Here is a 22,939-nt window from a genome sequence, read left to right as displayed (position 1 = left end):
AGACGGCACCCACCCCGGGCGTATCTAGAACGGCGGCTCGTTACCCGCAGTCGGAGCGGCCCCGGCGGGGGCCGCGGTGTTCCACGCGTCGGCGGCCGGGCCGGAGGTGGCGCCGTTGCGCTGCACGCGGTCGACCTTGGCCGTGGCGAAGCGCAGCGAGGGGCCGATGTCGTCGACTTCCAGCGCGAGCATGGAGCGGTTCTCGCCCTGCTCGTTCTGCCAGTTGTGCTGACGCAGACGGCCGGTGACGACCACGCGCATGCCCTTGGTCAGGCTCTCGGCGATGTGCTGCGCGAGGTCGCGCCATGCGGTGCAGCGCAGGAACATCGCGGTTCCGTCCTGCCACTGGCCCGACGTCTTGTCGTAGCTGCGCGGGGTGGAGGCGATGGAGAACTTGACCAGCGCGGCGCCGGAGGGGGTGAAGCGCAGTTCGGGGTCTGCGGCGAGGTTGCCGACGACGGTGATGGGGGTCTCTCCCACGGACATGTGGATCACTCGCTTTCAGTGTTGGTCGGGCTGGTGCCGGAGGTGCGGTGGGTGGCGGTGAAGTACAGCCGTGTGTGCTTGCGGTCGCGGGTGGGGTACGTCCGCGCCGGACCGGTGTCGAACGCGGTGGACAGGGCAGCGCTGATGCGGTCGGCGTCGCCGGGTGGGCAGATGACGCGGATCTCGAACACGGTTCTTCTCTCGGATCGTCAGAGGTCGGTGAGGGCGTCGGTGGGGATCTCATAGACGTCGATGACGTCGGTGACTCCGGTCCAGTAGCCGGGCGTGTAGTGGACGTAGCCGATGTGCAGCGGCGTGCCGTCGCGGTCGGTGGTGGCGTACACGTGGACGGCGTCCACGGCCTTGGCGGGCTGCCTGCGGGCGCTGCGGATGCTGGTAGCGGCCTGGTGGGCGGTCAGTCGCCTGCCGTTGTCGCGGCGGTCGTCGATCACGGGGTACCAGGTGGCGCGGCGGGCAACGGTGCTGCGTGCCATGGCGGTTGTCTCCCTCGGGTCAGTGCGCGGTGTGGGTGGTGTCGGCGTTCAGCCGCCGGGCGGCGGCATGCAGCTTGGCGCTCAGGACTGCGGGCGGGTGCGTGGTGAAGGAGTGCAGGGCGACGGCGGCGGCGATGATGACGTCGCACAGTTCGTCGGCGACGTCGGCGCGGGTGTGGGTGGTGCCCTTGCGGGGGTTCTGGCCGGTCACACCGATGTAGGCGGCGGATGCCTCGCCCGCCTCCTCAACGACCTTGATCAGCCGCATCGCCGCTCCGTGCTCGCCCGTGCCGTTGGCGGCATCCAGGGCAGTGGCGATGCGGGCGGCGACGGAACACAGGACGGCACTCATGCGGACTTCCTCTCGGCGGCGGGGAGTTCGGGCAGTCCCGTGCGCTCCAGGGCGACGGGGTCGAAGCCGGGCAGCGCGGCACGGTGGACCAGAGCGGCGGCGAGCTGTTCGGCGTATGCGGCTCCGGTGCGGGCCACCTCCACCTGTGTCTGAGCCCGGAGGGTCTCGACGCGTTCGATGTGGGCGTGTTCCTCGCGCCGCTCGCTGGCCTGCCGCTCGTGGGCGAGCGTCTCGCGGCGGTCCTGGCGCCAGTGGCGGGCGGCGAAGCAGTAGGCGAGCACGGTGGCCAGCGCCCACAGCAGCAGCGGCAGGGACAGGCCGTCGGAGTATCCGGCAACCCCGGCGAGGGCGAGGCTGCCGGAGACGGCGTAGGCGGTGGCGGCGAGCACGCCCTCTCCGGCGCGGGCCAGCGAGACGCCGCCCGCTGCGGCCCCGGCGGCGAGGACGGTCATGAGGGCGGCGTTGCCGACGGAGTGTTCGGCGCCGTTGGCGTTCCAGATCCGGGCCAGCGCGAGCACGGTCGTGGTAGCCACGGCGGGCGCCGCCTTGGGCGCGGCGATGGTGAGCCAGTGCCGGGCGACGATGGGTTCGTTCACGGCGTTCCTCACAGGTTGGGCAGCGCGTCGACGAGGGCGCGCATGAGGTGGTTGACGGTGTCGGCGGCGCCGGTGGAGGCGAGGTAGAAGCCGAACATCACGGCGACGAACGCGCCGCCCGGCTTGAGTGATCCGAAGCGGAGCAGGACGGCGAGCAGGGCGCCGAAGAGCAAGGCGAGGGAGATGGTCACGGCCATGCCGGCGGGTCTCCTTCCGGTGGGTCAGCGGGTGCCTTCGCGGTAGATCCGGGAGGCGCGGTTGTAGAGCCAGCGGCCGACGCGGACGCGCTTGCCGCGGCCCTTGCAGCGGCGGCAGGTCTTGCCGCGCTTGGGGCGTCCCTTGCGGTCGGTGGTGGTGGCGAAGCCGAAGCCGTGGCACTTGCGGCAGGTGCCGAACGGGCTGCCCGCACACACACCGACATAACAGAGCGTGACGAGCGTCAGGCAGGCGATAGCAAGGGCTATGGGGGTCACGAGGGGCCCTCCCGGGCGGTTTTCGGGGTTTCCGCAGGTGGGGTGCTATTTACTAGATCGCAGATCAGGTGCGATATGGGGTGCTAGCGGGGGTGCTACCGGTAGCAGGGCAGCCTGCTACCGGTAGCACCGCTCGGGGCTAGGCGGCGCCCCGCTTATCGTCACGCTCCGCAATCACGGTGAGGAGGTCGGCGCGGGCGATGCCGCGGCGGGTGGTGCGGGTGCCGTCGTCGGTCGTCCCGGCCACGTCGCGGGTCTTGATGCCGTGCGGCTTGAGCGCGCTGGTGACGTTCTCGCCCTTCCAGCCGCCGTAGACCTCCGGCCGCAGTTCCGCCAGCCGGGCGGCGATCCGCTCGTTCCACACCCGCTCTTCGCTCGCGGGCACGATGGCGGCGACGTCGGCGAGCAGGTCGTACGACGGCCCGGACGTGCTCTCGGCTTCCTCCCCGAGCGCGTGCCCGGACAGCGTGCCCTCCGCCTTGCGCAGCGCGTGTGCGCGCTGCGCGATGGCGTGGGTGGCGTTGTCGTCCAGGTAGGCGGTGCGGACCACGACCGGCAGGGCGGTGGCCCCGGCGAGGTAGCCGTTACCGGCGTCGATCTCCGGGCGGAACGAGGTCGCGCGCACGCCGTTCTTGTACGCGGACGTGCCCAGGATCATGTCGTTCTCGACCTGCCCGGCGACCTTGAGGGCGAAGCGGATGGACACGTTGCCGCTGATCCCCGTGGGCAGCGAGTCCTTGTCCGGGCGCTGCGTGGCAAGGATGAGGATCACGCCCAGGGCGCGGCCCAGCTTGATGATGAACTCGGCGTCCTCACCTGCCTGTTTGCCGTACTTGGGGTGGGCGAACAGGTTCTGGCACTCGTCGAACACGCCGACCAGCGGCCACAGCTTCAGCGACCGCTTGTCGGCAATGGCGCGGGTGATGCGCTTGTCCGGGCACAGGTCCCGCGGCAGCTTCTTGATCGCAGCCGCGCGGCGCATGACCTCCGCCCGCAGCAGCTTCAGGGAATCGGCCGCGTACTTGATCGAATCGTCGTCGATGCCGGACACGAACCGGTGGCTGACGCATTCCAGGGAGTCCAGGTCGCCGGTGCCCTTGTTCTCGTGCAGCCACAGCTCCACCGACGGGTCCAGGGCGGCGCCGCAGGCCAGCACCCGCACCGAGGCGGTCTTGCCCTGGCCGGGCAGCGAGCCGATCAGGATGTTGTGCTGGATCATCGGCACCGACTGAGCCCGCCCGCGCGGGTCGATGCCGAACGGGTTGCGCTTGAAGATGTCGTGCCGACGAGCGTTCGCGAGCTGCCACTTGACGATGCCGGTCTTGGACAGGTCCCTATCCCCCACCCACAGGATGAGGCGCCCCTCGTGCTCGTTGGGGTCGGCGTCCGGCCATACGCACCCGAGCGGGCGGCGCAGGCCGGAGGCGAGTCGGGCGCGGCGGTCGGCGACGTCGGCGACCGTCACCCCGAGCGGCAGGTCGATGTCCGCGCGCCAGCCGGGCCCCTCGCGGGTGATCGGTGCGACGAACCGGATGCCGTCCTGGCCCTTGGCGACCGCGGACGCAATCTGCCCGATGCCGATGGAGGCCATGGCCTTGACCACGATGTCGCTGGTCAGCTTCTGTACCTCGGTCTTGATGACCGCGCGGGTGGCCAGCGGCGCATCGGCCGGCGCCCCCGCCACCCCGCAGCCCAGCACGAGCAGCGTGACGGCGATGACCTGCGTCATCGGCTGCGCCCCGAAGACCAGGAACAGGCCGATACCCAGGGCGATGATGCCGCCCAGGATGGTGAGGATGGTCCGCAGTCGTACCCGGCGATCGCGCTGCCGAGAGAGCTTCAGGTACTCGTCGACCTGCTCGCTCGTGGCGGTGTACTGGCGCAGCCGCTCGCCCTCGGCGTCCATGGCCCAACGGCCGATCCGACCCAGGAGGTTGAGCGCCCCGCGCGGGGAGCGCCAGACCAGCTTGGGCAGGTAGAGGAACGGTACGCGGACCGCGTGGAAGGCGATGGTGTGGCCGACGTGTCCGGCCAGCCAGCCGAGTGCTTCGGTGAACTCCGCCCGGGACTTCGTCCATGCCGGGAAGACGTCCAGCCGCTTGGAGTTCTTGATGCGGTCGACCAGACCCGGGCCCGACACGGTCGGCACCTTCTGGTCGACCAGAGTCGGCCCACCCTCACCCGACTCGGTCGGCTGCGAGTCGGGCGACTCGGGGGCTCGGGAGTCGGTCGACCGGTCGGGGGCGGAGTCGGCCGACTCGCCCCGGGCGGTGCGGGCCTTGTCGAGGTCGACCACCTCGCCCCGCGCGGGGGTGCCGGAGTCGGCCATCTCGGCTTCCAGCCGGTTGAAGAGTTCGTTGTCGTCGTCGGGGTGTTTCACTGAGAGTCCTTCCGGATCTGCGGGAGGTGGGCCCGGCCGAACGCTGTAGGAGGTGAGCGGTCGGGCCCGTGTGGAAAGGGTCAGCCCAGGTGCGCAACAGGTGCCCACACGATGTGTGTGGGTCGTGCGGCCGGGCCGGTGGTGCGTGCCCCGGGCCGGATTCGATCCGGCGCCCTCACGGCGTGGTTGCCGGGGCTGCATGCCGCGTCGGCGCGGGTCAGCGGCCGTGCCGCTCGCGGTTCTCCGTGTGGCTGAGCTGGGACGGCTCGGTGCGCGGGGCGTCCTCGTACCAGGCGAACGGGCGCAGGTCGCACGCGGCCTGGTAGACGCGGGTCGCGGCCCCGTAGTGCTCGGGGTGAGAGAACACCCGACCGCCCGTCAAGGAGGCCAGCAAACGGGCCGCGTGATGCTCGCAGCCGGTTGCTCCGGCATTGCTGCGGTCCAGGACGGTCACGGCATCGTGCGCGCCGACACAGGGGGTCGGGTCGTCCGGGTGGGCGGCGGGGCAGCGGCGGTCCATGCTCACCACCACCTCGACTCCCTGCGGGGCTTGGGCGCCTTGCTCGGGTTGTGGCCGACCTTGCGCAACTCGTGGGCCTCGAACCCGCCGGAGTTGGCGGTCAGCACACCGGGGAGGCCATGCACGGCCCAGACGCCGTTGAACGGCGGCGCCTCGTCGATGATGTAGCCGCGCTTGCCCACCAGGCGGGAATCCCGCTCACACGAGACGATCTGAACGATGTCACCGGCCTGGAACATCAGAACCACCCCGAAGACTTCTTCGCGGCCTTGGTGGCGGCGGCCTCGTCCACGATCCGCTGCCGCTCCCTCTGCAACCCGCTCAGCTCGGCGGACAGCCGGGCGTTGACGGTGTTCCAGGCCTCTTCCAGGGCGCGTTCGGCGCGCCCCGTGCTCTTGCCGCGCAGCACCCGGTAGGAGCCGCCCACCAGGGCGCCCCTGACCTTGCGTCGCTCCGCACCGGTCAGCGGCCACATCTCGTCGTTCTGCACCGCTTTGATCTTGCGTTCCGCCAGCCGGATCTCACGGTCCAGACGGCTGGTGTTGGGCTTGGCCATGGTCAACCCCTCCTCGGGGCGGTGTGTCGTCGGCGGGCGGCAGGGCCCGCCGTGAGCAGATGGGTTACAGGTCGAACAGGCCGGGCGCGTCGTCCACGGGCGCCGTGGCGCGGGCGCGGCGGGCGGCGGCCGTGTGGCAGTCGGGGCACCAGGCCCGCAGCTGGCCCGCGGCCAGGCGGGCGGCGGCGACGTCCGAGGCGAGCGGGTCGGCGGGTGCGGCCATCAGCCGTACCCGGCGCCCGTGCTTGCTGGTGTAGCCGTCGTGCTCGTGCGGGCACCGGCCGTCGCCCTTGGCGTGCGCCTTGCCGCACTCGCCCTCGCACTGGCAGCGGTAGCCGGACGCACGCATCACCGCGGTGAACACGGCGGCACCAACGAGGGGTTGAGACTTCATGCCGCGACCCCCACAACGGCCGCGTCTGTGCGGGCGCCGGTGCGGCCTGCGCGCCGTCCGGTGACGGTGGCGAACAGCCAGCCCAGCCCCGCGCGGCGGGTTCCGGCGCGGGCTTGCTTGGCCGCGTACATCGCCTCATCGGCCCGCCGCAGCAGCCCGGACAGGTCATCCGCGGGGAAGTCCGCTGCACGTACCCAACCCAGCGAGACGGTCGTGCGAACGGCCGGGTCCTGGCCGTCCACCGGCCGGGCAAGCACGCCGTGCAGCACGGCGAGCAGGTCGGCCGCGGTGCCGTGGTCGTCGATGAGGACGGCGGCGAACTCATCACCCCCGAGCCGCCCGGCCACCCCCGTACGGCCGACGTGGTGGGCGAGCCGGTCCGCAGTCGCCTGAAGTAGCGCGTCCCCGGCGGCGTGCCCGTAGGTGTCGTTGATGTGCTTGAAGCGGTCGACGTCGGCCAGCACCACGACCGCCCGCGGGTCCTTGAGCAGGACGGCGGCGCGGCGGGTGAAGCCGTCGCGGGTACGTAGCCCGGTCAGCGGGTCACGCCGGGCCGTGTTCAGGCAGCCGCGCAGCCACCACACGTGAACCGCCCACCCCGCGGCCAGCGGCAGCGCGGACAGCAGGACCGTGGCGAGGGTGTTCATGCTGCAGCCCCCTCGCCGTCCTCGTTGCCGTCGACGGGGTGCAGGCGGCGGCCGTCGGCCCGCTCGGTCAGCAACAGGTCCCGCAGCACACGGGAGTTGGCTGCCGAGCAGTGCAGCGTGGTACGCAACGCCTCAGCGTTGATCGCGTCATCGCTCCAGTCGGCCGTCACCTCGCGCGCCTCGGCGAGCAGTTCCGCCGGGGTCCGCGGCGCCTTGGACGCTTTGCCCTTGGCCGTCTTGCTGGGGCGCTTGCGCGGCGCCTTTGGCGTGTCCTGCTTCGGCGGCTCCGCATCCTGCGGCGGCACCGGCGGGACGTCGTCACCGGCCGGGGCGAGTTCCCCCAGCTTCAACAGCACCCGCTCCGGCCGGGGCGTCTTGGAACGCCACCGACGGCCGAACCGCTGCCGCAGCTGCGCGCGGGCCAACTGCCGCTCCCGCTCACGGGCGAGCGCATCCCCGTAGGAGGTGATCTCCCACAGGGTCATGCGGCGCCACAGGGTGAAGGTGGACAGCGGGGCGAGCAGCCAGCGCGAACGGCGGATCTTCTCCATCCGCCGGCCGGTCACCGCGCCGATGCGGGAGGCGTAAACGTGGGCGGCCACCTCGGACAGGACCACCCACAGCAGCGGCATGGTGCCGTGCGCCACCTTCGCGGACAGTGACTGCCCGGCCGCGATGTTCAGCCAGCACGTCACCCCGGTCAGCGCCCACGGCACGAACCGCACCCAGCCCAACGGCATGTCCGTGCGGATCAGCAGCAAGAACGCCGCGGTGAACACCGGAATGGCCACGTCGATGCCGACCGGCAGCATCCACGGGGAAGCAAACCCCCACCGGGCACCCGCGGCCGATACCGCCTCAAACGACGATGCGAGGCCCAGCCCGCCGACCCCGGCCGCGAACACGGCGACCGCACCCAACAGCCACAGTTCCGGCTTCGACAGCGGCGGCACCTTCGGCCGGACTGTCTCGGTCATGGTGGTCATGCCGCGGCCCCCTTCCGGGAGCTCCGGCGGCGCCGCGCGGGGCGCGCCAGCGGCAGGACGTTGAACAGCTCCGGCGCGTAGGCCTCGATGGCCTCGGCGGCGATGCGGCTGACGTCGTCGGGAAGGGTCGGATTCTCGGCGAGGATGTCCCGCGCGGCGTCCAGCCGGGCCGCGCGCTCCATCTCGGTCTCCCCCTCAACCCCGAGCCAGAGTTCGAGCGGGGTACCCAGGGCGAGTTCGATGAAATCGAGGTCGTTCACGGCCTGATGGCCGCCGATGTAGGCGTGCATGGAGGCTCCTGAATCGGAGGGACAGGAAGCCGGAGCAGCCGCAGGCCTTTGGCGAGACGGCGACTGCTCCGGCACCCCCGGCCGCGAGCGCGGCGGGGTGAGTGCCCCGGGCCGGATTCGATCCGGCGCCCTCACGGCGAGATGCCGGGGCGGTGATGCGGGGTCAGACGGTGGCGATGACCAGCGCGGCGACCAGCAGCCACAGGTGGTGGAAGGACTGGTCAAGTGCGTAGGCGCCGGTCCCAAGGCTGGGGTTGTCGCCCATGCCGGCGCGCGGGGCACCGAGCCGGTAGAACTCGCCCTTGCCGGTCACCTTGGCCAGCCATGCCAGCGTGGTGCGCCGGTCGGCCCACCAGTGCGTGACTGCGTCGATGCCGAGCCCTGCGACCATGCCGAGCACCGACAGGCGCAGGTCGAGCAGCCAGACGACCGGCAGCAGGACGGCGACCTTCGTGAGCGTCAGGGTGGCGACATGCCGGGCGTCCGCGAGGCGGCCGACCCAGCCGGGACGGCCCTTGTGTGCGGACTGGTGGGAGGTCTGCATCCAGTGATCGCCCACGCTGTGAGCGACGTACAGGGCGACGAACACGGCGGCGAAGGTGGCGGCATTCACGGCGGTCACCGGCTCGCGTCGCGGGACTGGACCAGCTGAATGGCCAGCCGTGCGAAGTGGGCGACGCCGTCGAAGTCCGCGAACGTCACGCCGTAGGGCTCGGCAGTCTGAAGCATGCCGTGCAGGATCGAAGCGGCGTCGGCCACTTGAGCGGCGGTCGGCCGGTGGCCAGGGGCGAACTCCATCGCGGCCGACCCGATGCGGTGGGCGATGTTGTCCAGGTCGTTCTGATTCATGGTTCTTCCTCAGTTTGGAGGGACGTGAAGCCGGAGCTGGCCGCAGGCCTTTGGCGAGACGGCGGCCGTTCAGCGGAAGCGGCGGCGGGTCAGATACGGACCCGGCGCGGGCGGTTGAACAGGTTGATCAGTCCGCCGGTCAAGGCGGTCACCGAGGTGAAGGCCACGAAGGTGACCGTGGCCCAGTTGGCACCCAGGCCGCGGACGTAGACGCCGTTGGCAACCGCAGAGGCCATTCCGACAGGAAGAACAGCAGCGTGGCAATGGCGCGGCCGGTGGTCATCGGCTTGAAGCCGCGGGCGACCAATTCGATGTCCTGCGGCCTCACCGGCCGCAGGGTGTTGCCGTTCATCTGGACGTCGACCAGGTTGCCGGCGCGGTGGCTGGCGATCCCGGCCACCGTGCCCAGCGCCTTGTTGCTGCGGATACGGACGACGTCACCGATGGCGAGCAGCATGGAAGGTTCCCCCTCGAAGTCACGGAGGTCCGAGACGATCCCGGCTCCCCCTCACCGCACCTGCGAGAGATGCGGATCAGGCAACCGGCCGCAGCCGTTGAGCTGCGGAAAGGTCGAAGAGTGCGCGGGTCGTTCTCCGCGCGGGCCGCCTTCTTGGTGCTGAGGACAGGCGGTAGTTCCTCGGTCCACTGTTCAGTTCTCAAGGCACTGGCACTCCCCGGCGAGCGCGGTAACCCCTGGAAGGAGCTCCCGTAGCCGCAAAGCCACAGGACCCGCCGGACGTACATCGGTGCTGCACACCCGCTCAGTGCGTGGTGTGTATTACCTACCACTCACGCTGACAGATCGATTCCGGGTCGTCAAGCGCTCTGGCTTTTTCGATCTCGAAACCGCCTGCTTCGCGGTGGTGACTCAACTGTCGTCAAGCGGAGGGCACTTCGGGAGCGTGCACTTGGGGGTGCACTCGTGCACTCCGACGTGTAACCCCCCTGCATCTCAGGCCTGACCTGCGTAGAGTGACGTCGAGTCAAGCTGGGACTTCGGCCGCTCATGGGGGTTCGATGGCAGACCGGAACGCCAGGCTGGCCGCGCTCATGCAGGAAGCTGACTTCTCGAACAAGTCGCTTGCTCGCGCGGTGATCACCGCTGGCGCTCGATCGGGCGAAGACGTCACCTGTGATCACACGTACGTCGGCAGGTGGCTCAACGGCTCGATCCCGCGGGGCAACATGCCGCAGTTCATCGCCGACGCGATTGGGCGCAAGCTTGGGCGCCGACTCACGATCGACGACATCGGGATGGGCAACGCGGCAGTTTCTGCGGTACAGCCCGACTTGGGCTTGGACTTCGCGGACAAGCCCGAAACCACGGCCAAGACCGTGACCGACCTATGGCGGGCCGACCTTGCTGAGACTGAGGTTCTGGTCCGAGCGCACCCAGACTCTGCCGCGTGGAACACGGCATCCCTCCGCTGGATCGTCGCCCCTCCCGACGGAGAGCTAGCGCGGCTGGGTAACCGGGCGATCGGCGCGGTTGACATTGAGATGGTGCGCTCAACCGCGGACGCGTTCAGCATGCTTGACGGGAAATTCGGCGGCGGCCACGCCCGGCGAGCCCTAATTCAGTACCTTCACACGGACGTCCGTCCGATGCTGGAGGGGAAGTACTCCGACACCATCGGCAAGGAACTCCACTCGGCCGTAGCCGAAGCTCTCTTGCTCGCCGGATTTATGTCGTACGACAGCGGCCTACACGGCATCGCACAGCGGTACTTCATTCAGGGGCTGCGTATGGCCCAAGCGGCGGGTGACCGCCTGCTCGGCAGCAGCATCCTGTCCGCGATGAGCCATCAGGCGACCTTCCTCGGTCGGTACCAGGACGCCGCAACCCTGGCGCGTGCGGCGTACACAGGACCCGCCGGCAGCCTGGGGCCGACGATGGCGGCACATCACATCGCAATGGAGGCCCGGGCCCTTGCCCGGCTCGGCGATGATCGGGGCTGCGACCTTGCCCTAGTACTACAGCCGGTGGTTCACGTGACGTGACGGTGGTTGGCTCGTTGCTCCGTTCGTGGGATTGAGACTGCCGCTGGGCGTGGTGCGGACGGACGAGCTGACCGAGGGCCAAGTGCGGCAGCTTGAGGGGGAGTTGGAGGCATTGTGCGCTTCGGTGGACGATGTGTTTGCGCGTCCGGCTTCCCGGGAGAATCTGCGGGCGATGGTGCGCGGGCTGCTGAGCGAGGTGCCGCGCAAGAACCTGTGGCAGCTCGCGGAGGCTGCCGGCCACCCCAGCCCGGACCGGTTGCAGGGCTTCCTGGCCAAGGCCGCATGGGATGCGGACGAACTGCGCGACCGGGTCCGCGCCCACGCGGTCGCCGCCCTGGCCGCCGACGACGCGGTGCTGATCGCGGACGAGACCGGCGACATCAAGAAGGGCACCAAGACCGCCGGTGTCCAGCGTCAATACACCGGAACTGCGGGCAGAATCGAGAACGCCCAGGTCAGCGTGCACCTGTCCTACGGATCTCGCCGGGGTCGCACTCTGATCGACGCCGAGCTCTACCTCGGCAAGCACTGGGCCGGCGCCACCGCGGAGCACGAACGCCGCTGCGCCGAGCAGGGCGTCCCGCCCGAACGCGCGAGCGCGGTGGCCACCAAGCCGGAGCTGGCCCGGCGGATGCTGGAGCGGGCACTGGCCGCCTCGGTGCCGTTCACCTACTTCCTGGCCGACGAGGCCTACGGGCAGTGCCGTGCACTGCGCGCCTGGCTGGAGGAACACCAGGTCCGCTACGTGCTCGCCATCCCGAAGGACGAGGTGCTGCCCCTGCCCGACGGCCGCACCCGGCAGGCCCGCGAGCTGTGGGCGCTGGTACCCGAGGATGCCTTCGAGCGCCGCTCGTGCGCGGACGGCGCCAAGGGCCCTCGCGAGTACGACTGGGCCGCCGTCCAACTCGCCTCCGTTTCCACCGGGCTGGAGCGTCACCTGCTGATCCGCCGCTCGACCGTGCCCAACAAGAAGGACAGGAAGACCGGCGCACTCGTCCGGGAGATCGCCTACTTCCTGTGCCACACCCACCCCGGCGCCACCGTGGCCGAGCTGGTGGTCGCCGCCGGACAACGCTGGATGGTGGAGGAGTCGTTCCAGGTCGCGAAGGGACAGGTGGGCCTGGACGAACACGAGGTCCGCAAATGGTGCTCGTGGTACCGGCACACCACCGTGTGCATGCTCGCCATGGCTTTCCTGGTCACCGTCCGGAGCCGGCTCATACCCGCCCCACCGACGACACCCGACCCCCGACCGTGAACGAGATCCGCCGCCTGTACGACCGGATCGTCCTCGCCCCCGCACGCACCGCCCGGACCTGGCTCGCCATGCACTGGCACCGCTGGCGCACCCGCCACCAGACCCGAGCCCGAACCAGCCACTACCGCACCCGAGCCGCACGCGCACACTCACCGTGAAACCACCGGCTGTAGTACTAGTGGAGGCGGAACGCAAGCTCAGTCAGCGGACAGCCGACAGCGATCCTGCGTACATCGCGTACTTCGACGAAGTTGAGCTTGCAGCCGAGATCGGCCATTGCTTCCGCGACTTGGGACGATCCGGGCAGGCGACGGAGCGGGGTGCGGGCTCCATCGTCGGGGACGGCCTGAATACTCGAAGCGATTTCTTCGCGACCATGGTGCAGGCAGATGCGTACCTCGGTCAGGGCGAGATCGGCCGTGGCTTTGAAATCGCACTCAATGCCCTGCAACTCGGCGAGGGACTGAAGTCTGCGCGCTGCGTACAGTATGTACGGGAGTTCCAAGGCCGCATCACAGACGGCGTGAAGCGAGCCGCGGAGTTCCGGGTATTCGCGGAACAGGCCCGCGGCTTCCGCCTCTGGCTACAGGTCGACGAACGTCCCTAGAAAGGCGCCCAGTCGCGGCGCGAGCCTCCCGAGCGCAGCGTCTCAACACGCTTCTCAACTTCCTCGGCAGCGCGCGGATTCGTGCCAGCGTTCTGGGAAAGCCAGGTGACCATCAGTAGTTCGCGCACGCTGCGAAGGACGGCGTACCCGGACCATTTCCGGACGTCGAAGCCGTAGCCATCCACGAAATCGGCGTATTCGGCCTCTGTGTGCCATCCGAAGCTGTCGTAGTACATGGCCGTCTGCATAAGGTCCCACTCGCGCGGACCGATCACGAAGCCGTCCAGGTCGATAACCTTCGGGCGCCCGGCAGCATCACGCAGAACATTGCCGACGTTGAAGTCTCCGTGCAGGTGACCGGTCGGCAGGGCGAACGCTAGCCGGTCGTACTCGCTCGCCAACTCATCTGCCAGAGAGACGAGATAGGTCCGAGTGTCCGACGGGATCGCGGCGTGCTGCAACCGTTGATTCACCTTGTCGAAGGGCCGGAGTTCAGGGAGCGAAAAGGGCGGCGGATCCAATTTGTGGAGCCGCCGAAGCAATTCGCCCATCTCTCGCGTACTCGCATACGTGTCGCCGTCGGCCAATCCCTCCCAGAAGGTCACCGGATGGCCGTCGACTACGACGGGTTGTTGGGCTTCCGTGACGAGCCGGGCAGCCGGGTATCCCTCGGCTGCGAGCCACTGAGATACGGCTACTTCTCGGCGGACGGACGGCAGTCGGTCAGGGCTCCGACCGACGCGCGAAATGATCCGGCCGCAGTCGATGCGAAACACAGCGTGGTCGCCAAACCGCTGCATCTCGATACGGTCCGGATCCAAGTGGGCGGCATCGCACGCCTTCCGCAAAATACTCTCGGCTGACGCTGCGTCGAATTCAGTGCGCTCGCCCGTCGTCATGCCTTGCGGTCCCCCTGCCCGATGGGAAGCGCGCGGACTTCCCGCCCGCGCGTCGCTCCCTTGCCGATGAGCCCTTGTCCTTCCATCTGCGCAATGGCGGAGCGGATCGCCGTCCGCGAAGCCTCGAACCGCTCGCACAGCTCCTTCTCGGTGGGGAAGGGGTCTCCGACCTTGACTCCCTCAGTCCGCAAGAGGTCCGTCACCTTCTCGACGAGTGGGCGGCGGTCGCCCGTCCCCGCCACGTACCAGCCAGCCCCCTGTACAGACTCGATCACGCTCTTACTCTTCAGGTCACCCAACGCACGCTCGATGGTGCTGCGGCTCACGCCGTAGCTCTCCATCAGCTTCGCTTGAGACGGCAGCTTCTCAAGAATCTTGCCCTTCTCGATCTTCTGACGCAGAGAATCCGAGACCTCTAGGTACGTGTCTCGCGGACTGACCGGCGGCACCTAGCCTCCCCTTCAATGATCTCGCTTGACAGCGGCTCACTGCTTCCAGCTTCCCACGGTGGCCCTCGGTCGACGTAGGGCGCCATAGGGAGTGTCCCACGTGTCCGACTGTCCGGTTAGAGCCCTGACCTGCACAAATAGGTGGGACAGCGACATTCGCCAGTGTCCCACCTGTCCGACCTGAGTACAGGGCTGCAACCCCCGCGGGGGTTGCAGCCCCTCCCGTCGCTATGGAGCAGGGGGAGTTGCTGAAGCGAGCGTCTGACGCGCAGCCGTTGTGAACCGCTCGCGAGTACGCTCGCGGGCGTCCTGGTTGTGTTTCAGTTCATCGACGATCGCAGTTGCTTGGTCAAGGAACTCGGAAAACCCATCGGTGTCCTCATACGCGCGGGAGATTGCAGCGTTGGCGAGTTCCTGGGCCCGATCGATACTCGCGAAAAAAGCCGCCGCCCCTTGGGGCACTCCAGTGCTGCCATTTGCCTCCGCCGTAATGTCTTGCGCCTGCCTTGCGACTTCGTCCAGCGCCTCCCTAGCGGCCGTCATGGCTGGCGCCGTGTCTGTCGTTATACGGCCATTGGTCGGAATGTATTCCTCTGTGAGTTTCAGCAGTTTGGTGGCTATATCCACGTCACGCCGCATGCTGTCGGCGAGTTCTTCCGCTGCCCTCGCCACCTCGGCCGGTCCCAGGATGTCGATCCTCCGGGCACGCTCTGTCATCCGGTCGGCTGCTTCTTTTAGCGGGTTGAGCCTCGACGATTCCGAGTCTCCCGGCAAACCCACAGAGTTAACAATGCGAAGACACTCGTCCCAGGCTGCTAGGTAACTTTCGTACGCCTGAAGCCGCTGTTGCCGAAGCCAGTGGGCTTGATCGACGTCGGCTTGATCGCGAACTTGCTGCAAGGTGACTTGCGCACTGATCAAGGCCCCCTTCTTTGCGGCCCGCGCACCAACAACTGTGCCCACCAGTCCGAACACCGCAGCCACCAGAGCGAGAGCAAGTTCCTTCATGACCAGACATCATCGCGGCGACGGCCGTCAGGCGGAACAGGGCGCAGCGCCTCGCAGGGCGCCAAAGGTGGTGTCCCACGTGTCCGACTGTCCGGTTAGAGCGCTGGCCTGCACAAACAGATGGGACAGCGAGATTCGCGGGTGTCCCACCTGTCCGACCTGAGTACAGGGCTGCAACACCCCGGGGTGTTGCAGCCCCTCATGTTGTCGCCTCCCGTCCGATCTCAGCGGCCGGAAGTGACCTCCCGCCCCTTCCTGGCGTGCGTGTGAGGGGCGTGTGAGCGAGGCGAAGCCACGCAGCCCGCGCGTCTCCCGTGCAGGTCAGGGCCATAATCAAGCATGTCATGAGCATGCTCTCCGGAGCCGTGTGCGCAGGTTCGAATCCTGCCGGGGGCACTCCGGAAAAGACTCCTGACCTGCAGAAATACAGGTCGGGAGTTTTTGCGTTCACGTCAAAACGCACACGGTCTTTTGACCGTTTGCTCTTTTCGAGCGAGGCAACCGTGATCGCGTTCTCCTTCTGACTCATTTCCGCAGCTCAAAGGCCATTCACCAAAGACTCATTGGCTGTACACGCCGCCAAGTAGCGACCGTGCCGCGCGTCTCGGTTTCCCGACGTCACTTCCACTCGCAAACCGCACGTGACCTGCCTGAATGTGCCGAACAACACACCAAAGCGCAAACGGTCTGGTGGGTCGTTGCCGTTTCCGCCCGAATGCCCGCTGCTCCGTTCCCATTCCGCTTGCGCCCTCGAACGCACAACTGCTGTCCGGGGGCCATTGGTGAGACTGCAGGCCGCGGAGACATCCGATGACGTGGGCAAGAGCGCCAGGAGTGCGACTGCCCGATCTGTCTCCAGGACGGCGCCATTCACTCCACCCAAAGATGCTGAACGACGGTCACGTCCGCCAAGGTGCAGGAGGTGACGCTCAAGCCGCGTAGTTTGCTGTCGTTACTCGATCCAACGGGCAGCAGCCTCGTAGGACCGGACACGACAGTTCGTGCGACGCTGTGAGCCTCCTGGTCGTTGCGGCCTCGTCCGCCGTCGTGGTCACGTCCTGGTTCCTCTGCGTTTCGGGCTCCCTCGTCCTGCGCGGCGTCGGGCTCCCTGGTCCCTGGCACGCCCTGGCGGCGTCGGCCGTTCTCGTCGGCTCCCCGGGCGCTCGCGGTCAAGGTCGCCAGGCGGGTAACGCGAGCGTGGCGCGACCCACCCGCGCGCAGTCGGGAACCAGTCGCCGGACCGTCACCGCAAATGAGCGCAGAATGCCCGCTGGTCGGGCATCGCCAAAGTGAGCGTGGCGCCATACACCTGCGTACGTATCCATGACACAGCAACCGGCCCCGGAGACATGGCGTGGTGCAAGGACAACTGACCAACCGACGGCGCACGTTCGGCTCGCTCCTGGTGGTGGTCGCCGTCCTTGTCTATGCCCTCATCCAAGGTGCGGCTCCCGCCTCGGCACACGCGGTGCTGACCGGAAGCGACCCTCGCGAGAACAGCGTGCTGAAGTCCGTGCCGAGGCAGATCACCGTGACCTTCGACGAGTCGGTCGCACTCGTCGAGGACTCCCTGCGGGTGCTCGATCCCGACAACCGGCCGGTGACGGACGGCGATCCCCGGCACGCGGGCGGGCGGGGCAACACGGCCAGCGTGCCGCTGGTGAGCGGACTGGCGCAGGGCACGTACACGGTGTCCTGGCGGGTGGTCTCGGCGGACAGCCACGCCGTGTCCGGCGCTTTCACCTTCTCCGTCGGCAAGCCGTCGGCGATCCGCGCCGCCGCCGCTCCCCCGCCGGCCGTGGATCCCACCGTCGGCGCGTTGTACGGAGTCGGCCGCTATGTCGCCTACGCCGGGCTGGCGCTGCTGATCGGTCTCGCCATGTTCGTCGTGGCCTGCTGGCGCTCGGCCACGGCCGCGCGAGTGGTGCGCCGCCCGTTCCTGGTCGGCTGGTGGGCGCTGTTCGTGTCCACGGTGCTGCTGGTGCTGTTGCGAGGGCCCTACGACAGCGGTGACGGGCTGAGCAGCGTGTTCGACCCGGGCACGCTGCGGCAGACGGCAGACAGCCGGCCCGGACTCGCGCTGCTGACCCGCTTGATGCTGCTTGTGGTGGTGGCCGTGGCGGCGCGGAACCGGCGGGTGGAGCAGATGCCCGGTCGGCGTACTACGGCGAGCGCCTGCTTGCTCGTCCTGGGCCTGGCCGCCACCTGGGCGGCGGCCGAGCACGCGTCCGTCGGCATCCAGGTACCGGTGGCCGTGGCTTCCGCCATGCTGCACCTGCTGGCCATGGCGGTATGGCTCGGAGGGCTGGCCGCACTCCTGCTCGCGCTGTACCGGGCACCGGACGACGATCCCCTCCCGCCCGCTGCCGTCGCCCGCTTCTCCCACGTCGCCCTGGTCTCGGTGGCCGTACTGGCCGTCACCGGTGTCTACCAGTCCTGGCGCGGGCTGGGCTCCTGGGACGCGTTCTCCACGACCTACGGCAGGATCCTCGTCTTCAAGGTCTGGGGTGTGCTGGCGATGCTGCTGGCGGCCTCGTACTCCCGGCGCTGGACCGCCCGCATCCTTCACGCGCCGCAGGAGGAGCGGGTGCTGGTGGCCGTGGAACACGGCGAGAACCCTCCCACCGCTCACAGGGGCGAGGACGGCACCGACGAATCCGCCGGACCGGAGACACACCGGCGCGGTCTGCGCAGGTCCGTCCTGACCGAAGTGGCGGTCGGTGTGCTGGTCCTCGTGCTGACGACGGCGCTGACCGGCACCGAGACGGGCCGTGCCACCGAGACCGCCTCCGCCGCTTCGGTGGCCGGGCAGCCCGAGGTGTCCCTGACCCTGATCCCATACGACACCGGCAAGAACACCCTGTCGGGACGCGGCAAGGTGCAGGTCACCCTGGAACCGGGCTGGGTCGGCCGGAACGTGGTGGAGGCGATCGTCTACGGTGCCGACAACAGCCCCGTCGGCATCCCCGAACTACGGCTGACCTTCACCCTCGCCGACCAGCAGATCGGCCCACTGGACGCCAAGCTCGTCGACGAGCGCGGCTACTGGGGCAGCGACGCCCTCAACCTGCCGATCGCCGGGACCTGGACGATGAAGGCCACGGTCCGGGTCTCCGACATCGACCAGGTCACCGTGTCGAAGACGGTAAAGGTCGGCCGATGACCCGCAGGCGCTGCCACGCGGGGCGTCTTGGTAGCGCCGCGTGAACACCGCCACCCGGCCGTCCGTACGTAACGGCAAGCCGACACAAGGCCGTTGATGTCGAGGAGTGACCGGATGCCCCAGGGGAGCCGCCGCGGCGGACCGAGCCCCGGGCCGGGTGCGTCCACTGTCGCCGGAGGTGCCGTCGACGTCTCGCGGCTGATGCGGGCCGCGGTGTTCGCGGCCGTCTGTGTGACCACGACCTCGCTGGGCCACGCGCTCATGTCCGGGGACACGCTGCCCTGGTGGGCCATCGCCTACGCGTTTGCCGGGACGGTCTCGGGCGCCTGGTGGCTGACCGGGCGGGAGCGCGGCCCTGCAGTGGTCGTCGGCGCCACGGTCGTCACTCAGGGGTTGCTGCACCTGCTGTTCGCCCTCGCCCACCAGCTGGCACACGCCCCCGTCGCGACGTCCCCCCGCATGGGCACGGCGGTGCCCCACTCGGGGTCCATGGGAATGCCCTTGGGATCCATGACGATGCCCTCCGGCTCACCGCTCGCGTCCGGCCTGCCCCACCTGGGCTCCACCGGGATGGTTCTGGCGCACCTGCTGGCCGCCGTCGTCTGCGGGCTGTGGCTGTGGCGGGGTGAGACGGCGGCCCACCGGATCGGCGGTGCTCTCGCGGCGGTCGTGTTCGCGCCGCTGCGCCGGGTCTGCCGGGTCCTCTTCCGTACGGTGCCCGAGCCCGGGCCCTCGTCGTGCGGGCCCGCCTCCGGCGGTGAGGAGCGCTGTCGGCCGACGCCCGCCTCGTTGAGATACGCGGTCGTGCGCCGAGGTCCGCCGCCGGAGCCCTTCGGCAGTCAGCCGCCCGTCTCCCGATCCACTGCTCGCCGTGGGACCGTGATCCCGGTCTGAATCCGGCGGGCCGCGGGGCCTGGGGACAGGCGGATGGTCTATGCGCCCGTATGCCGTCGACCCCTTCTCTCCAGCTCCGGCCCGGGCCGAGCCCTGATGTCGGCCGTTTCGACGTGCCGATGCCGGCAACGGCCCCGCCCGCCATCGATCAGGAGTTCCATGTCCACGTACCCACACACGGGCCGCGTCTTCGCCCGTCTCGTCACCTGCTGCGTCACCGTGGCCTCGACGGCCACCCTGCTCTCCGGCTGCGGAGGCGACTCCTCGGGCAGCACGTCGCAGAAGGCCGCTGCCTCGTCCTCGATGTCCCCCTCTAAGAGCATGTCCGACATGAACATGTCGTACGGGGACCCGAAGGCCACCCCCGCCTACAAGGTGTCCGGAGCCTCTGTGGTGAAGGGCGCGTTCCAGCTGCTGGACACCCGTCCGCCCGGCATGGACGACGTCAAGGGCACTGCCTGGCTGGCTCAGGGTTCCAAGGGCACCACGGTGACGGTGTCCCTGACCGGTCTGAAGCCGGGCCACCACTACATGGCCCATCTCCACGCCCAGCACTGCTCCGCCGCCGACGGAGGCGAGCACTTCCAGTTCACGAAGGGCGGTGCGGCCAAGCCGCCGAACGAGGTGTGGCTGACCTTCACCGCCGACAAGTCCGGTATGGGCATGACGACGGTCGGTAACGCGAAGAAGACCGGCAAGGGCGCGGTCGCCCTCGTCGTCCACCCCATGGAAGCGATGGACAACCGGATCGCATGCGCGGACTTCGATTTCTGAGGGCGTCGGCCGCCCTGCTGGGGTGTCTGGGCGTGCTGCTGCTGTTCGGCGGCACGCCCGCCTACGCCCACACCGCGCTGAAGGACGCGACGCCGGCGCCCGGCTCCACGGTCGGCATCGGCACCAGCGTCGTCGAGTTGACCTTCGCCCAGTTGCAGCCGGGCACCACCCCGAAGGTCAGCCTGGTCGGCCCGACCGGCACCGTGGTGCCGGTCGGGCGGCCCGTGGTGGCCGACGGCTCCGTCACCTGCGCCGCCGTCAGCCCCCTGCAGGCGGGGGTGAACACCCTCACCTACACCGTCACCGCCTCCGACGGAGACACTCAGACGAACGCGTTCCAGTTCCAGGTCGCCGACAGTGCCCGGGCGGTGACCACTCCCACCGCCTGCAAGGGCCTGGCCCTGGCCGCGCCGGTCACAGCGACGAGCGCGGACCCGGACGACACGATCCTCGGACTCGGTCGCACCACCGCGCTCGTCGTCCTGGCGGCGGTCGCCGTCGTGGTCGTGGGCGGGGGCCTCGTCGCCGTACGTATGACGCGCGGGACACGTCCGACAGGAAGGAGGCGAGCCACCGGGTGAACCACCGGGCCCGGCGCGGCGGACAGCCGGGCCGGGCCACCGCCCGCCGACACAGAACACCCCGGCGTTCACCGCCGCGGGGGCGGCTGGAATAGTGGCGTGCGCCATGAACATCCCGGTACGGGCTGCCACCGATCTGAGACTGCTGAGGGCCGCGGTGTTCTCGGCGGTGTGCGTGGCGCTGTCCGCGAGCGGGCACGCGCTGGCCTCCGGCGCCGCGATCCCGGTGTGGTCCCTGGCTGCCGGCTGGGCCGGCGTGGTGTGCGTGGTGGGCCCGCTGGCCGGTCGGGAACGCTCCCTGCCCGCCATCGCGCTCAGCCTGCTGGCCGGTGGGACCGGTCTTCACCTGGTCTTCTCCCTGGGCCAGGGTTCCATGGCGCCGGCTCCCGCTGACCGGTCCGCTCAGGTGGTGGCTCTGGCCCAACGGTTCCTGTGCGGCGCCGGATCGGCACAGCTCACGCCGGAGAGGGCGACGAGGATCCTGCGAGAGGCACGGATCGATCCGGCCCGCGCCGCACACAGTGTGCCGGCCATGGCGGGGATGACCGGTCACGGCGGGCACGCGATGACGCTGGGCTCGATGCTCACACCTCCGATGCTCGCCGCGCACGTGGCCGCGGTCGTCGTGACGGGGTGGGTACTGCGCCGCACTGAGATCGCCGTGTGGCAGACCGTCCGGCTCCCGGCGGTGACAGCGTGGCAGGTGGCCCGCTGCCTCCTGCTGCGGACGCTGTGCGGCCTGCTCGTCACCGCCGCTTCGCTCCTGGTTCCGCTCGCCGCACTGCTGAAACGGATGCGGTGCGCGCTCGCCGCATCCGCCGCGCGAGCCGACATCCGCCGGTTGCTCTCCTGGCGCCTGTCGGCGTGCGTCGTCCGCCGTGGTCCGCCCTCGGCGGTCCCGGCGGCCTGAACCTTCCTGCGTCCAAACTCGGCGGGGTGGGCGAGGCCGCCCTGGCGCCATCGGGTGAGATCCCCGCCTGCGGCGGACAGTCCGGCTGTCGGTGCACGCCTCGGACTCCACTCCGTACGTATGCCGTTCGGCTGCTCGCAAAGCGCCGGCACAGCGAGGGCGTCTCGCCTCTCCCACCCGTGCGTACGCCGCCCTGCCCTGTCCGGAGATCGCTGTACGCCGCCGCTTCACCTGCAGGAGCCCTTCATGCATGTCTTTCCCGCGCGCCGCGTCGCCGTGGCCGCGACGCTCGTGGCCACGGCCGGTCTCGGCCTGGCCGCCTGTGACGACGCGTCGGCCGGCCAGCCGGCCGCCGTCATCTCCACCCCGTCCTCCTCGGTGACTCCTGGCACCGTCACGCTGGACACGCCGGACGCGAAACCCGATCTGCGTCTCACCGACCAGAACGGCCATTCCTACGACCTCGTCGAGCAGACCGCGGGCCACCCGACGCTGCTGTATTTCGGCTACACGCACTGCCCGGACGTGTGCCCGACGACCATGGCGGACCTCGCGCTGGCCGCGCGCAGACTGCCGGCGGCCGACCGGCGCGACCTGCGTGTGGTGTTCGTCAGCACGGACCCCACCCGCGACACCCCGCGGCGCCTGAAGCAGTGGCTCGGCGCCATCGACCCCCGGTTCATCGGCCTGACCGGCGACTTCACCAGCATTCAGGGCGCGGCGAAGAGCCTGGGCGTCGGCATCTCCGCACCGGTGAAACACCAGGACGGCAGCGTGACCGTCAGCCACGGCGCCGAGGTGTTCGCGTTCTCACCCAAGGACGACAAGGCCCACCTCTTCTACACCTCGGGAACCTCCGAAGAGCGTTACGCCACCGACCTGCCGAAGATCGTCAAGGGACGGATGCCGTGACCCGCACCTTCGCCGCCGCACTCCTCGTCTCCGCCACCGCGCTGACCGGCTGTTCGTCGTCGCCGACGGCGACACCGGCCTACGACACCCCTGTTCTGCAGGTGACGGGCGCCTACATACGGCAGCCGGTGACCGACGACATGGCCGCCGGCTACTTCACCGTCACCAACACCGGCCGGCAGCCGGACAAACTCACCGGCGTGACCAGCGACGCCGCCACCAGCGTCACCATGCACCGCACCACGGCCGAGAACCAGATGGAACCGGTGCAGGCGTTCAGCATCCCCGCGGGCGGGAGCCTGGTGCTGCGCACCGGGGGCGACCATCTGATGCTGATGGGCTTCAAGAAGAAGCCGACCGTGGGCGAGACGATCACGTTGCGGCTGCGCTTCGCCTCCTCCGACTCCATCACGGTCCGGGCGCCGGTCGAGCCGACGACGTACCAGCCCTCGAACTGACC

General features: G+C 69.4%; 33 protein-coding genes. 12 read left to right on the top strand and 21 right to left on the bottom strand.

Annotated features, from left to right (window positions below):
* Window positions 1–24: 24 nt before the first annotated feature.
* The 18 genes from OOK07_RS29610 to OOK07_RS29525 all read right to left on the bottom strand — a co-directional run bounded on the left by OOK07_RS29610 (window position 25) and on the right by OOK07_RS29525 (window position 9,480).
* Window positions 25–486, bottom strand: coding sequence for a single-stranded DNA-binding protein (locus OOK07_RS29610; protein ID WP_266799488.1), 462 nt, complete (start codon window positions 484–486; stop codon window positions 25–27).
* Between the two features lie 5 nt (window positions 487–491).
* Window positions 492–677, bottom strand: coding sequence for a hypothetical protein (locus OOK07_RS29605; protein WP_266799487.1), 186 nt, complete (start codon window positions 675–677; stop codon window positions 492–494).
* 18 nt (window positions 678–695) lie between these two features.
* Window positions 696–980, bottom strand: coding sequence for a hypothetical protein (locus OOK07_RS29600; RefSeq protein WP_266799486.1), 285 nt, complete (start codon window positions 978–980; stop codon window positions 696–698).
* Window positions 981–999: 19 nt separating this feature from the next.
* Window positions 1,000–1,332 (bottom strand): MazG-like family protein, encoded by a 333-nt coding sequence (locus OOK07_RS29595; protein WP_266799484.1) that lies wholly within the window; start codon window positions 1,330–1,332, stop codon window positions 1,000–1,002.
* Window positions 1,329–1,928 (bottom strand): hypothetical protein, encoded by a 600-nt coding sequence (locus OOK07_RS29590; RefSeq protein WP_266799482.1) that lies wholly within the window; start codon window positions 1,926–1,928, stop codon window positions 1,329–1,331. The genes OOK07_RS29595 and OOK07_RS29590 overlap by 4 nt, the downstream gene beginning before the upstream one ends.
* Before the next feature lie 8 nt (window positions 1,929–1,936).
* Window positions 1,937–2,125, bottom strand: a complete 189-nt coding sequence (locus OOK07_RS29585; RefSeq protein WP_266799480.1) for a hypothetical protein — start codon at window positions 2,123–2,125, stop codon at window positions 1,937–1,939.
* 24 nt (window positions 2,126–2,149) lie between these two features.
* A complete protein-coding gene (locus OOK07_RS29580) occupies window positions 2,150–2,401 on the bottom strand; it encodes a hypothetical protein (RefSeq protein WP_266799479.1) in 252 nt (83 codons plus the stop codon).
* 139 nt (window positions 2,402–2,540) lie between these two features.
* Window positions 2,541–4,781 (bottom strand): FtsK/SpoIIIE domain-containing protein, encoded by a 2,241-nt coding sequence (locus OOK07_RS29575; RefSeq protein ID WP_266799478.1) that lies wholly within the window; start codon window positions 4,779–4,781, stop codon window positions 2,541–2,543.
* 217 nt (window positions 4,782–4,998) lie between these two features.
* Window positions 4,999–5,301: a hypothetical protein gene (locus OOK07_RS29570; RefSeq protein WP_266802071.1), complete on the bottom strand. Its 303-nt coding sequence runs from the start codon at window positions 5,299–5,301 to the stop codon at window positions 4,999–5,001.
* 2 nt (window positions 5,302–5,303) lie between these two features.
* Window positions 5,304–5,549 (bottom strand): hypothetical protein, encoded by a 246-nt coding sequence (locus OOK07_RS29565; RefSeq protein WP_406312548.1) that lies wholly within the window; start codon window positions 5,547–5,549, stop codon window positions 5,304–5,306.
* Window positions 5,540–5,857 (bottom strand): hypothetical protein, encoded by a 318-nt coding sequence (locus OOK07_RS29560; RefSeq protein WP_266799477.1) that lies wholly within the window; start codon window positions 5,855–5,857, stop codon window positions 5,540–5,542. The genes OOK07_RS29565 and OOK07_RS29560 overlap by 10 nt, the downstream gene beginning before the upstream one ends.
* 64 nt (window positions 5,858–5,921) lie before the next feature.
* Window positions 5,922–6,251: a hypothetical protein gene (locus OOK07_RS29555; protein WP_266799476.1), complete on the bottom strand. Its 330-nt coding sequence runs from the start codon at window positions 6,249–6,251 to the stop codon at window positions 5,922–5,924.
* Window positions 6,248–6,898 (bottom strand): GGDEF domain-containing protein, encoded by a 651-nt coding sequence (locus OOK07_RS29550; protein WP_266799474.1) that lies wholly within the window; start codon window positions 6,896–6,898, stop codon window positions 6,248–6,250. Before OOK07_RS29550 ends, OOK07_RS29555 begins: the two co-directional genes overlap by 4 nt.
* Window positions 6,895–7,884 carry a DUF2637 domain-containing protein gene (locus tag OOK07_RS29545; RefSeq protein WP_266799472.1) on the bottom strand — a complete coding sequence of 330 codons (990 nt, stop codon included), beginning with the start codon at window positions 7,882–7,884 and terminating at the stop codon, window positions 6,895–6,897. Before OOK07_RS29545 ends, OOK07_RS29550 begins: the two co-directional genes overlap by 4 nt.
* Window positions 7,881–8,174 carry a hypothetical protein gene (locus OOK07_RS29540; RefSeq protein WP_266799470.1) on the bottom strand — a complete coding sequence of 98 codons (294 nt, stop codon included), beginning with the start codon at window positions 8,172–8,174 and terminating at the stop codon, window positions 7,881–7,883. Before OOK07_RS29540 ends, OOK07_RS29545 begins: the two co-directional genes overlap by 4 nt.
* 163 nt (window positions 8,175–8,337) lie before the next feature.
* Window positions 8,338–8,787, bottom strand: a complete 450-nt coding sequence (locus OOK07_RS29535) for a DUF3307 domain-containing protein (protein ID WP_266799468.1) — start codon at window positions 8,785–8,787, stop codon at window positions 8,338–8,340.
* 5 nt (window positions 8,788–8,792) lie between these two features.
* The gene (locus OOK07_RS29530; protein WP_266799466.1) at window positions 8,793–9,023 is read right to left on the bottom strand and encodes a hypothetical protein; all 231 of its coding nucleotides are present in this window, start codon (window positions 9,021–9,023) and stop codon (window positions 8,793–8,795) included.
* Window positions 9,024–9,171: 148 nt separating this feature from the next.
* The gene (locus tag OOK07_RS29525) at window positions 9,172–9,480 is read right to left on the bottom strand and encodes a hypothetical protein (protein ID WP_266799464.1); all 309 of its coding nucleotides are present in this window, start codon (window positions 9,478–9,480) and stop codon (window positions 9,172–9,174) included.
* Window positions 9,481–10,040: 560 nt separating this feature from the next.
* Here OOK07_RS29525 and OOK07_RS29520 point away from each other — a divergent pair.
* Genes OOK07_RS29520 through OOK07_RS29505 form a run of 4 tightly spaced genes read left to right on the top strand, consistent with a single transcriptional unit; the run spans window position 10,041 to window position 12,889 of the window.
* Entirely contained in the window at window positions 10,041–11,024 is a 984-nt protein-coding gene (locus OOK07_RS29520; RefSeq protein WP_266799463.1) for an NsdA family TPR-like regulatory protein, read from the top strand.
* A gap of 25 nt (window positions 11,025–11,049) precedes the next feature.
* A complete protein-coding gene (locus OOK07_RS29515; RefSeq protein ID WP_266799461.1) occupies window positions 11,050–12,282 on the top strand; it encodes an IS701 family transposase in 1,233 nt (410 codons plus the stop codon).
* Window positions 12,279–12,440, top strand: coding sequence for a hypothetical protein (locus OOK07_RS29510; RefSeq protein WP_266796903.1), 162 nt, complete (start codon window positions 12,279–12,281; stop codon window positions 12,438–12,440). Before OOK07_RS29515 ends, OOK07_RS29510 begins: the two co-directional genes overlap by 4 nt.
* Before the next feature lie 20 nt (window positions 12,441–12,460).
* On the top strand, window positions 12,461–12,889 hold the full coding sequence (locus OOK07_RS29505; RefSeq protein ID WP_266799460.1) for an NsdA family TPR-like regulatory protein: 429 nt from the start codon (window positions 12,461–12,463) through the stop codon (window positions 12,887–12,889).
* Here the strand turns inward: OOK07_RS29505 and OOK07_RS29500 are convergent.
* Window positions 12,886–13,608 carry a phosphotransferase enzyme family protein gene (locus tag OOK07_RS29500; RefSeq protein ID WP_266802069.1) on the bottom strand — a complete coding sequence of 241 codons (723 nt, stop codon included), beginning with the start codon at window positions 13,606–13,608 and terminating at the stop codon, window positions 12,886–12,888. The two genes, OOK07_RS29505 and OOK07_RS29500, sit on opposite strands and share 4 nt — an antisense overlap.
* Between OOK07_RS29500 and OOK07_RS29495 the strand changes: the two genes are divergently transcribed.
* On the top strand, window positions 13,498–13,752 hold the full coding sequence (locus tag OOK07_RS29495) for a hypothetical protein (RefSeq protein WP_266802336.1): 255 nt from the start codon (window positions 13,498–13,500) through the stop codon (window positions 13,750–13,752). The two genes, OOK07_RS29500 and OOK07_RS29495, sit on opposite strands and share 111 nt — an antisense overlap.
* A gap of 32 nt (window positions 13,753–13,784) precedes the next feature.
* Here the strand turns inward: OOK07_RS29495 and OOK07_RS29490 are convergent, their stop codons facing one another.
* Both OOK07_RS29490 and OOK07_RS29485 read right to left on the bottom strand, forming a co-directional pair.
* The gene (locus tag OOK07_RS29490) at window positions 13,785–14,237 is read right to left on the bottom strand and encodes a GntR family transcriptional regulator (protein ID WP_266799459.1); all 453 of its coding nucleotides are present in this window, start codon (window positions 14,235–14,237) and stop codon (window positions 13,785–13,787) included.
* A gap of 228 nt (window positions 14,238–14,465) precedes the next feature.
* Complete coding sequence (locus tag OOK07_RS29485) at window positions 14,466–15,245, bottom strand: hypothetical protein (protein ID WP_266799458.1); 780 nt, start codon at window positions 15,243–15,245, stop codon at window positions 14,466–14,468.
* A gap of 1,354 nt (window positions 15,246–16,599) precedes the next feature.
* On the opposite strand from OOK07_RS29485, the gene OOK07_RS29480 reads away from it, so the two are divergent.
* The 7 genes from OOK07_RS29480 to OOK07_RS29450 all read left to right on the top strand — a co-directional run bounded on the left by OOK07_RS29480 (window position 16,600) and on the right by OOK07_RS29450 (window position 22,937).
* The gene (locus tag OOK07_RS29480) at window positions 16,600–18,408 is read left to right on the top strand and encodes a copper resistance CopC/CopD family protein (protein ID WP_266799457.1); all 1,809 of its coding nucleotides are present in this window, start codon (window positions 16,600–16,602) and stop codon (window positions 18,406–18,408) included.
* A gap of 114 nt (window positions 18,409–18,522) precedes the next feature.
* The gene (locus OOK07_RS29475) at window positions 18,523–19,302 is read left to right on the top strand and encodes a hypothetical protein (protein WP_266799455.1); all 780 of its coding nucleotides are present in this window, start codon (window positions 18,523–18,525) and stop codon (window positions 19,300–19,302) included.
* Between the two features lie 159 nt (window positions 19,303–19,461).
* Window positions 19,462–20,076 (top strand): superoxide dismutase family protein, encoded by a 615-nt coding sequence (locus tag OOK07_RS29470; RefSeq protein ID WP_266799453.1) that lies wholly within the window; start codon window positions 19,462–19,464, stop codon window positions 20,074–20,076.
* Window positions 20,055–20,657 carry a copper resistance CopC family protein gene (locus OOK07_RS29465; RefSeq protein ID WP_266799451.1) on the top strand — a complete coding sequence of 201 codons (603 nt, stop codon included), beginning with the start codon at window positions 20,055–20,057 and terminating at the stop codon, window positions 20,655–20,657. Before OOK07_RS29470 ends, OOK07_RS29465 begins: the two co-directional genes overlap by 22 nt.
* Window positions 20,658–20,763: 106 nt before the next feature.
* Window positions 20,764–21,567: a hypothetical protein gene (locus tag OOK07_RS29460; protein WP_266799450.1), complete on the top strand. Its 804-nt coding sequence runs from the start codon at window positions 20,764–20,766 to the stop codon at window positions 21,565–21,567.
* A gap of 246 nt (window positions 21,568–21,813) precedes the next feature.
* Window positions 21,814–22,479: an SCO family protein gene (locus tag OOK07_RS29455; RefSeq protein WP_266799449.1), complete on the top strand. Its 666-nt coding sequence runs from the start codon at window positions 21,814–21,816 to the stop codon at window positions 22,477–22,479.
* Window positions 22,476–22,937 (top strand): copper chaperone PCu(A)C, encoded by a 462-nt coding sequence (locus OOK07_RS29450; protein ID WP_266799447.1) that lies wholly within the window; start codon window positions 22,476–22,478, stop codon window positions 22,935–22,937. Before OOK07_RS29455 ends, OOK07_RS29450 begins: the two co-directional genes overlap by 4 nt.
* The last annotated feature ends 2 nt before the right edge of the window (window positions 22,938–22,939 follow it).

This window comes from Streptomyces sp. NBC_00078 (genome assembly GCF_026343335.1).
Taxonomy (GTDB): Bacteria; Actinomycetota; Actinomycetes; order Streptomycetales; family Streptomycetaceae; genus Streptomyces.
The sequence above is the reverse complement of the archived record's forward strand: the minus strand, read 5'-3'. Positions and strand labels throughout refer to the sequence as shown.